The sequence below is a fragment of the Allobosea sp. genome, assembly GCF_036675845.1.
GTDB lineage: Bacteria > Pseudomonadota > Alphaproteobacteria > Rhizobiales > Beijerinckiaceae > Allobosea.
Genome location: NZ_JAKFED010000164.1, coordinates 1 through 9,692 on the forward strand (window position 1 = coordinate 1; position 9,692 = coordinate 9,692).

9 protein-coding genes are annotated in these 9,692 nt (G+C 68.1%); 3 read left to right on the plus strand and 6 right to left on the minus strand.

Features of this window, described 5'->3' with window-relative positions; translation table 11 throughout:
• From V6M56_RS18240 to V6M56_RS18265, 6 genes are all read right to left on the minus strand, one after another.
• The coding region (locus V6M56_RS18240) for a hypothetical protein (protein ID WP_332685583.1) at positions 1–223 on the minus strand (223 nt) is incomplete at its 3' end.
• A gap of 128 nt (positions 224–351) precedes the next feature.
• Positions 352–1,251, minus strand: a complete 900-nt coding sequence (locus tag V6M56_RS18245; protein WP_332685584.1) for a polysaccharide deacetylase family protein — start codon at positions 1,249–1,251, stop codon at positions 352–354.
• 132 nt (positions 1,252–1,383) lie between these two features.
• Positions 1,384–3,090 (minus strand): ABC transporter ATP-binding protein, encoded by a 1,707-nt coding sequence (locus V6M56_RS18250; protein WP_332685585.1) that lies wholly within the window; start codon positions 3,088–3,090, stop codon positions 1,384–1,386.
• A gap of 136 nt (positions 3,091–3,226) precedes the next feature.
• The gene (locus V6M56_RS18255; protein ID WP_332685586.1) at positions 3,227–4,105 is read right to left on the minus strand and encodes an ABC transporter permease; all 879 of its coding nucleotides are present in this window, start codon (positions 4,103–4,105) and stop codon (positions 3,227–3,229) included.
• A complete protein-coding gene (locus V6M56_RS18260) occupies positions 4,105–5,076 on the minus strand; it encodes an ABC transporter permease (protein WP_332685587.1) in 972 nt (323 codons plus the stop codon). The genes V6M56_RS18255 and V6M56_RS18260 overlap by 1 nt, the downstream gene beginning before the upstream one ends.
• A gap of 214 nt (positions 5,077–5,290) precedes the next feature.
• Positions 5,291–5,992 carry a creatininase family protein gene (locus V6M56_RS18265; RefSeq protein WP_332685588.1) on the minus strand — a complete coding sequence of 234 codons (702 nt, stop codon included), beginning with the start codon at positions 5,990–5,992 and terminating at the stop codon, positions 5,291–5,293.
• Between the two features lie 96 nt (positions 5,993–6,088).
• Here V6M56_RS18265 and V6M56_RS18270 point away from each other — a divergent pair, with 96 nt between their 5' ends.
• From V6M56_RS18270 to V6M56_RS18280, 3 genes are all read left to right on the plus strand, one after another.
• A complete protein-coding gene (locus tag V6M56_RS18270; RefSeq protein ID WP_332685589.1) occupies positions 6,089–6,649 on the plus strand; it encodes a MarR family winged helix-turn-helix transcriptional regulator in 561 nt (186 codons plus the stop codon).
• Between the two features lie 213 nt (positions 6,650–6,862).
• Positions 6,863–8,452: an ABC transporter substrate-binding protein gene (locus V6M56_RS18275; protein WP_332685590.1), complete on the plus strand. Its 1,590-nt coding sequence runs from the start codon at positions 6,863–6,865 to the stop codon at positions 8,450–8,452.
• Positions 8,453–8,608: 156 nt separating this feature from the next.
• A complete protein-coding gene (locus V6M56_RS18280; RefSeq protein WP_332685591.1) occupies positions 8,609–9,559 on the plus strand; it encodes an isoaspartyl peptidase/L-asparaginase family protein in 951 nt (316 codons plus the stop codon).
• Positions 9,560–9,692: the final 133 nt, after the last annotated feature.

Consider the following 9,692-nt stretch of genomic DNA (forward strand, 5'->3'; position numbering starts at 1 on the left):
CGGCGGGTGACTGGCCGGCGCCGGGCCGGGCGCCGGGCCTTTCGGGTTTCTCGGAACCGCCGCGCTGCGGCCCGGAGGCGCGCGGGCGGCGCGGGTCCGGCTGGTCGTCATTGGCGGAGGGCGCCTGGGCGAGATGCAGGGGAGGCGCGGCGAAGGCGCCCTGAGCCAGCGTGACCGCGGGGATGAGGGTGCCGAGCAGGAGCCAGCTTTTCAAACGCATCATGACATCCGTTTCTGTTGGAACATGCGGACATCAGCGCGCCGGTGCGCTGAATTCCCGATGAACCGAAAACGGCCGAAATCGGGCACGGTTCCACTGACCTTGCGGCAGTACCGTGCCCGTCGCGGGCCTCAGAGGCCGGCCTGCGCCTTCACATAGGCCGCGATCTCGGCATGGCTGGCGAACCAGACATCGCCCTTGGCCTTGGCGTGCCGGATCAGTTCCTCGAGGATCCAGAAGCGCGAGCGATAGGTGATGACGTGCGGATGCATGGTGAGCAGGAAGAGCCCGCCATCGTCATGGGCGCCGTCGAATTCGCGGCGGAAGATGTCGAACACCGCCTCCGGCGCCGTATAGGGCCGCAGCGCCTGGAAGCGGTTCATGTTGAAATAGACCGCGTCGTCGCGGATCCACTCGACGGGCAGCTCGACCATGCCGGTCGGCTCGCCCTTCTCGACGAGCTCATAGGGGTCGTCGTCGGCGAAAAGCGAGGAATCGTAGAGCAGGCCGAGCTCGCGCTCGACGGCGAGGGTGACCTCGGAAAAATCCCAGGAGGGGGTGCGCATGCCGACCGGCCGGACGCCCGTGACCTTTTCCAGCGTGTCGGCCGAGCGCAGGTGCAACTCGCGCTCCTTGTCCGGCGGCACGGCGGTGTTGACCTCGTGGATCCAGCCATGCAGGCCGATCTCATGCCCTTCTGCAACCACGCGCCGCTGCTCGTCCGGATAGAGCAGCGCCGTCACCGCCGGCACGAAGAAGCTCGCCTGGATCTCCTGCTTCGCCAGCAGCGACAGGATGCGCGGCATGCCGGCGCGGTTGCCATATTGCCCCCAGGACAGCCGGCCGACCGATTTGCCGCCATCGCGCAGCTCATTGGTCTCGTGGTCGACGTCGAAGGAGAGTGCGACCGCGCAGCGCGCCCCGCCGGGCCAGCTCTTCGGCTTGAGATTGCGGCCGGCGCGAACGGCCTCGACCTTGCCGCGCCAGGTTTCCTCCGGCCATTGCCAGGGCTCGAGTTCGGGCTGGGTCATCGTGTTATCCTTTCAACCAGGCCCTCCGCCGTCATTGCGAGGCGGCTTCAGCCGACGACGCAATCCAGGAGCGGCAGAGCGAGCCCTCCTGGATTGCTTCGCTGCCGCTCGCAATGACGGAAGGCGCATCATTCATGCCACCGGCAGCACCGGCACGGCTGCCAGCAGCCGCTTGGTGTAGTCGTGCTGCGGATCGTCGTAGACCTGCGCCGCCGGGCCTTCCTCGACGATCCGGCCGCGATACATCACCGCCACCCGGTCGCAGAGATGGCGCACCACCGAGAGATCATGGGAGATGAAGATCAGCGTCAGGCCGAGCTCGTGGCGCAGCCGCATCAGCAGGTTGAGGATCTGGGCCTGGATCGAGACGTCGAGCGAGGCCACCGGCTCGTCGCAGACCACGAGGTCGGGCTGCATGGCGAGCGCCCGGGCGATCGCGACGCGCTGGCGCTGGCCGCCGGAGAACTGGTGCGGATAGCGGTCGGCGACCGAAGGATCGAGCCCGACGGCCGCCAGCCAGTCGCGCACATAGTCGCGGACTTCGCCCTTGCCGACGAGCCCGTGCGCGAGCGGCCCCTCGCCGATGCTTTCGCCGATGCGCATGCGCGGATCGAGCGAGGCGAACGGGTCCTGGAAGATCGTCTGGATGCGGGTGGTGAGCTTGCGCGGCGGCTTGCCGGCACTCATCACCGGCTGGCCGGAGAGCCGCACCGTGCCTGAACTCGGCGCGTAGATGCCGGCCGCCATCCGCCCCAGCGTCGACTTGCCGGAGCCGGATTCGCCGACGAGGCCGAGCGCCTCGCCGCGCGGCACGGTCAGGCTGACGGAATCGACCGCCAGCACCGAGGCCGGCGGTTTCGCCAGCCCGAGCTTCTCGCCCAGCGCACGCAGCGCGCCGCTATGCGTTTCGAAGCGCTTGCTGACCGCGTCCAGCACGAAATAGGGGGTGGCCGCATCGCCGGCTGCCGGTGCTTCTGCGCCCGGCAATCGTGGCGGCGGGGCTGCATCGGGCACGCCGCCGCCACGCAGCAGGTACTCGCCGGGCGTGGCGCGCGAGGGCAAGGCGTCGAGCAGGGCCCGCGTATAGGGATGCTGCGGCCGCGTCAGCACCTCGAGCATCGGCCCGGCCTCGACGATCTTGCCGAGCCGCATCACCGCGACATGCTGGGCGATCGAGGCGACGGTCGCCAGATCGTGGCTGATCCAGATCAGCGCCGTGCCGAGCTCGGCGACGAGTTCCTTCATCTCGGCCAGGATCTCGGCCTGGATCGAGACGTCGAGCGCGGTGGTCGGCTCGTCGCAGATGATCAGCTTCGGGCCGTGCAGCAGCGCGATCGCGATGGCGACGCGCTGGCGCATGCCGCCGGAGAGCTGGTGCGGGTAGAAATCGACCGTCGCCTGCGGATTGGGAATGCGGACCTGGGCCAGGCCCTCGATGGCGCGCCGGCGCGCCTCGGCTGCGGAGAGGCTCCGGTGCGCCTCCAGCGCCAGCCGGATCTGCTCGCCGATGGTCAGCACCGGGTTCAGCGTCATCAGCGGGTCCTGGAAGACCATCGAGACGACCTTGCCGCGCAGCGCCCGCAGCGCGTCGGATTGCAGGCCGACCAGCTCGCGCCCGTCGAGCCTGACCGAACCGGCGGCGACGCGGCCGGGCGGGTCGACCAGGCCGATGATCGAGAAGCCGGTGACGCTCTTGCCGGAGCCGGATTCGCCGACGAGGCCCATCACCTCGCCGCGCCGGAGCGAGAAGGAGACGCCGTCGACCGCCTTCACCACCCCGGCGCGGGTGAAGAAATGCGTCGTGAGGTCGGTGACCTCGAGGAGCGGGGCGTCGGTCATGGCGCGACGGCCCCCTGCTTCGGGCGCCGCGCCTTGCCGTCATTGCGAGGAGGCGCTGCCGACGAAGCAATCCAGAGGGGCTCGCGCGACGGCCCCTGGATTGCTTCGCTGCGCTCGCAATGACGGAGAGGTCGCCTCATCGCTTCAGCCTCGGATTGACCTGGTCGCGGACCTGGTCGCCAACGAGGTTGATCGCCACGATCAGCACGATCAAAGCGAGGCCGGGATAGATCGAGATCCAGTAGCGGCCCGACAGCATGTACTGGAAGCCGTTGGCGATCAGCGCGCCGAGCGAGGGCTCGGTCACCGGCAGGCCGACGCCGAGGAAGGAGAGCGTCGCCTCGAGCGCGATCGCATTGGCGACCTGCACGGTCGCGACCACGATCAGCGGCGGCAGGCAGTTCGGCAGGATGTGGCGCCAGACCACCTGCCGCGCCGGCAGCGGCGTCGACAGCGCCGCCTCGACATAGTCCTTGCCGCGTTCGGCGGAGGCCGCGCCATGGGCGGTGCGGGCGAAATAGGCATATTGCGCCGCGGCGAGCGCGGCGATGAGCTGCGCCTTGCCCTGGCCGAGCAGGGCCGAGAGCACCAGCGCCAGCAGGATCGCCGGGAAGGCGAGCTGCAGGTCGACCACGCGCATGATGAAGGCCTCGCGCCGGCCGCCGAGATAGGCGGCGCAGATGCCGAGCCCGACGCCGACGATGAAGGCGATGCCGCCGGCGACCAGCCCCATCTGCAGCGAGATGCGCAGGCCGTAGAGGATGGCGGAGAACAGGTCGCGCCCCTGCGCATCGGTGCCGAGCCAGTGGACATAGCCGGCGGAGCCGACGGTGCCGGGCGGGCGGCGGGCATCCATCAGCGCGAGCTTGGCGAGGTCGTAAGGGTCCTGCGGCGCGATCAGCGGTGCCAGCAGGGCGACGCCGACCATTGCCACGACGACGGCGAGCGCCGCGACCGCGACCTTGCTCTCGCGGAATTCGGCCCAGAAGCGGGCGGCGGGCGAGTCCTGGCGCATCAGCCCCGCCCCTTCCGCAGCCGCGGGTCGAGCGCGAAATAGGTCAGGTCGACCAGGAAGTTGATCATGATGAAGACGAAGGCGACCAGCATCAGATAGGCGACCATCACCGGCCGGTCGAGCAACTGGATCGAATCGATGATCAGCTTGCCGATGCCCGGCCAGGAGAAGATCGTCTCGGTGACCACGGCGAAGGCGAGCGTCGAGGCGAATTCCAGCCCGAACACGGTGACGAGCGGGATCGAGATCAGCCGCAGCACGTGCCGGCGCAGCACGGTCCATTCCGAAAGCCCGGCGGCGCGGGCGAACTTCACCGTGTCGGTCAGCATGACCTCGCGGGTTCCCGCCCGCGCCAGGCGCGTCATCAGGGCGAGCTTGAAGAAGGCGAGGTTCGCCGCCGGCAGCAGCATATGGCTCAGCCCGTTCGCCGTCAGGAAGCTCCATTCGATGCCGAAGAGCGAGGCGGTGGCGCCGCGCCCGCCGGCCGGCAGGATCTGCAATTCGACGGCGAAGGTCATGATCATCACCAGGCCGATCCAGAAGGTCGGCACCGAGAAGCCGAGGATCGAGATCGCCATGATCAGCTTGGAGAGGGTGCTTTCGGGCCGGTAGCCGGCATAGATCCCGGCCGGCACGCCGATCAGCGCGGCGCCGAGGACGGCGGCGATCGTCAGTTCCAGCGTCGCCGGCAGGCGCGACAGGATCAGCTCGAGCACCGGCATGCCGAAGACGAAGGAGCGGCCGAAATCGCCGTGCAGGACGCGGCCGAGAAAGGTGAAATATTGCTCCCAGAGCGGCCGGTCGAGCCCGTAGCGGGCGATGGTCTCGAGCCTGATGTCCTGGCTGACATCGGGGCCGATCAGCACGTCGATCGGGTTGCCGATGGCATAGACGCCGATGAAGACCAGCGCCGACATGACGAGCATGACGACGAGCGCCTGCAGGATGCGCTCGAGGACGTGCGTCAGCATCGCCGCGCGCCGCGCGCAAGCCCTCCCCCCTTGTGGGGGAGGGTTGGGAGGGGGGTATCGAGGGCGGCATGTCGGAACATCGGGTGTGCCCGGTATCGAGAGCGCCGTGCTCCCGCAGCCTCGCAGCTGACTACCCCCCTCTCTAGCTCTCCCCCACAAGGGGGGAGAGAACCCGTTGGGCCAACCGCAGAAAATCTGACGGCGCGGGCAACGCTCACGGCCAGCTCTCCTCCATCGCCGCGCGCGTCTCCTCGACGCCGACCGCCCAGAGCCTGAGCATCTCGTCGTCGGCGCGCTGATAGCGGCCGTGGAAGTTGCCGTCGCCGAGGATCTCGCGCTTCCGGGCCGGGTTGGCGGCCTGGTAGAGCGCCGCGTCGAAGGGCGGCTTGACTTCGTCCGGCATGGCGACGCCGTTAAGACGGTTCCAGGGGAAGTTCTCCATCCAGGAGGCATGCGAGGCGGCCGGGTCGACCTCGCGGACCGCCGCCTGGAAGCGCGGCCCCGCCCACCAGTTGTGCATCTTGACGCTGGCATCGGGGCGCTTGCCCATCCATTCGGTGGCGAGCGTCATCGCCGGGGCGTTGCCGCCATGGCCGTTGACCAGCACGATGCGGCGGAAGCCGGAACGGTAGACGCCCTCGAGCAGGTCCTCGACCACGGCGAGATAGGTCGCCATGCGCAGCGAGACCGTGCCCGGATAGGCGGTGAAGCCCGGCGTCATGCCATAGGCGAGCACCGGGAAGACCGGGATCCCGAGCGGCTCGGCCGCTTCGCCGGCGACCGTCTCGGCCAGGATCGCATCGGTGGCGAGGCTCAAATAGGCGTGCTGCTCGACGCAGCCGAGCGGCAGCACGCAGCGGTCGTCGCGCTTCGCCTGCTCCTCGATCTGCATCCAGTTCATTCGAGCGACGAGCACGGCCTGATCCTTGCGTTTCAGCAAAACCGCGTCATCCTTGACAGCGGCATCCGAGAGCGTCAAGTTCCATATGGAACTAAATCAGGAAATGCCGCGATGCGCCCTGCGCCGACCGCCTTGTCGAAGCTGGATAGCGAGCGCGAGGCGGCGCTGCGCAATCTCGATCCGCTGATCGTCACCAAGCTCTGGGACAATCCCTGCTGGCTCTCCTTCCGGCTGAATTTCATCGCCTTCCGCTTCAACGACCCGGTCTACCGCTGGATCGAGACGCGCTACGGCCTGGTCCGGCCGGAATTCGTCGCGCTCTACGCGGTCGGGCTGCGGGGCGGTGTCGCCGCCAAGAACATCGTCGCCTCCGCCGGCCTGCCCAAGAACACGCTCTCGCGGGCGATCCAGAAGCTGCTGCAGCGCCGCCTGCTCAAGCGCGAGAGCGACCCCGACGATCTGCGCAGCTATGTGCTGGCGCTGACGCCGGCCGGCCGCAGCATCTTCGACGAGACCATGCCGCTGATGGTGCAGCAGCAGACCGCGATGCTGGCGGCGCTGAGCGAGGCCGAGCAGAAGCAGTTCTGCGAGCTCCTGGACAAGATGGTGATCGCCTCTCCGACCTGGCCTGCCGACCTCGAAGCCCAGGCAGAGCCCGCAGCACGAGCATAGCCCGGAGGATTAGAGCCGTTCTTGCAAAGATGCTGCTCCGATCGGTGGAGCTTCCTTCCGGGAAGGAACAATAGAGAACGATTGCTGCATCGCGATCAGCCTGTCATCTCAAGTCTAAGAATCCCAAGTCTAGGACCCAAAGTCTAGCATCCCAAGACGGTGAAAGCCGACCTTCCAATCCGCAGCACCTCCAGTCATCAGGGATTTCTCGCCATGAAGCTCATTTTCCCCCTTCGGCCGCTGGCTCTGGCGGTTTTGCTCGGCGCCTTCGTCCCGGGCGCCGCCTTGGCGCAGAACCTGACCATCGGCGTGCGCGCCGGGCCGGATTCGATCGACCCGCATTTCACCGCCACCGGCACCCATGCCGAGGCGCTGAAGCACGTCTTCGACACGCTGACCTGGTCCGGCGACAAGCTGCAGATCGAGCCGCGGCTGGCGACGAGCTGGAAGGCGATCGAGCCTGCGGTCTGGGAGTTCAAGCTCAGGCCCGGCGTCAAGTTCCATGACGGCTCGGACTTCACGGCGGAGGACGTCAAGTTCTCGATCGAGCGCATCCCGACCGTCGCCGGACCGAACCCGACGACGATCTATGTCCGCCGCGTCAAGGAGGTGAAGATCATCGACCCGCTGACGGTTCACATCGTCACCGACGGGCCGGCGCCGAACCTGCCGAACGACTTCATCCGGCTCTTCATCGTCTCGCACAAGGCGGCCGCGGGCCTGACCAAGGACAATGCCAACGAGGCCTTCAACAGCGGCAAGGCGGCGGTCGGCACCGGCCCGTACAAATACGTCTCCTGGACGCCGAAGGACCAGCTCGTGCTCGAGCGCTTCGACGGTTACTGGGGGCCGAAGGAGCCTTGGGCGCGCGTGGTGCGCAAGGAGCTTCCCAACGACGCCGCGCGCCTCGCCCAGCTCAAGGCCGGCCAGGTCGATCTGATCACCCGCGTGCCCGCGACCGATGTCGCGACGCTGAAGCGCGATCCCAAACTGGCGGTCGCCACGATCGAGACCGTCTACGTCTTCAATATCGAGCTCGACCTGCGCGACAAGCCCCCGCAGGTCAGCGCCAAGGACGGCTCGCCCTTGCCGAAGAACCCGATCCAGGATCCCAGGGTGCGCGAGGCGATCGACCTCGCCATCGACCGGCCGGCGCTGGCCGAGATCGCGATGGAAGGGCTGGGCAGTCCGGTGAACCAGCTCGTGACGCCGACCATCGCCGGCTACAACAAGAGCCTGCCGCCGCTGAAGCCCGACCTCGCCAAGGCCAAGAAGCTGCTCGAGGAGGCCGGCTATCCCAACGGCTTCAGGGTCACCTTCTCCTTCACCAGCGACCGCCTTCCGGGCGATCGCCAGGTCGGCACCTCGATCGCGCAGATGCTGGCGCGCATCGGCATCGACGCGCAGGCCAACGCCCAGCCGGCTTCGGTCTTCTTCCCGGCCCGCAGCCGCGGCGAGCTCTCGATGGCGATGTCCGGCTGGGGCACGCTGACGGGCGAGGCGAACTACACCCTGTCCTCGGTGGTGCATTCCAACGACCCGGCCAAGAAGCTCGGCGCCTTCAACGTGCTCGGCTACGTCAATCCTGTGATCGACAAGCTGATCGAGGATGCGGGCATCGAGATGGACGAGGCCAAGCGCAACGACCTGCTGGCGCAGGCCAACGCCATCGTCGCCAAGGACCGGCCGCGCCTGCCGATCGTCGCCGTCGGCTCGGCCTGGGCGATGCAGAAGGACAAGGTCACCATCGCCCCGCGCATCGACGAGGACACGCTGGCGATGGACATCAAGCCGGTGAAGTGAGGTAGCGACACCGTTCCCGTCATGGTCGGGCTTGTCCCGACCATCCACGTCTTCCTTCATCGAAGATGGTGTTCAAGACGTGGACGCTCGCCACAAGCGCGAGCATGACGGTAGTGCGTGCTCTGGCCAGCCTCAGACTGCAGATCGGAACAACACATCATGACCATCGCGCTTGCCATCCATGGCGGTTGCGGCACCTTGCCCAAGGCCGAGATGACCGACGCCGAATGGGCTGAGGCCAAGGCCCATCTCGCCAAATCGCTGCGCGCCGGCTGGGCCGTGCTGGGCAAGGGCGGCAGCGCCGTCGACGCGGTCGAGGCGGCGGTGCTGGTGATGGAGGATTCGGCGCATTTCAATGCCGGCCACGGCGCCGCCTTCAACGCGGATGGCGAGCATGAGCTCGACGCTGCGATCATGGACGGAGCGTCGCTGGCGGCCGGTGCGCTCTGTGCCGTCAAGCGCACCCGCAATCCCGTCGCCGCCGCCAAGGCCCTGATGCGCCGCGGCGACCCGCTGCTGCTGACCGGGCCGGCGGGAGACGCCTTCGCCCAGGCCGAAGGGCTCGACATGGTCGAGAACGAGTATTTCTCGACCGAGCGCCGGCGCAAGAACCTCGCCTCGATGAAGATCCGCGAGCTCGTCGGCACTGCGGCGGAGGCGAGCGACGCGGAGAAGCACGGCACGGTCGGCGCCGTCGCCTGCGACAGGGCCGGGCATCTTGCCGCCGCGACCTCGACCGGCGGCTATACCAACAAGCCGGCCGGGCGCGTCGGCGATTCCCCCATCATCGGCGCCGGAACCTATGCGCGCGACGGGCGCTGCGCCGTCTCGGGCACCGGCAAGGGCGAGTTCTTCATCCGCTACTGCGTCGGCCACGAGATCGCGTCGCTGGTCGCCTATGCCGGGCTGTCGCTGGCGCAGGCGACCGAGCGTGTCCTCGCCGAGCTTACGGCCCATGGCATCGGCGCGGGGCTCGTCGCAATCGGCGCCGACGGCACCATCGTCGCGCCCTATAATTCCGAAGGCATGTATCGCGGCTGGGTGACGCCGGACGGTCTCGTCCATGTCGCGACCCATGCCGATGTCGAAGTGACGGGGCAGGCATGATGCTGCGTCGTTCCCTTCATCCTCCGGCGTCATCCCGGACAAGCGGCGGAGCCGCGCAGCTCCGGGATCCATCGGAGGGCTCCGGAACTCTACGATGGATCCCGGCGCTCCGCTTCGCTACGGCCGGGATGAC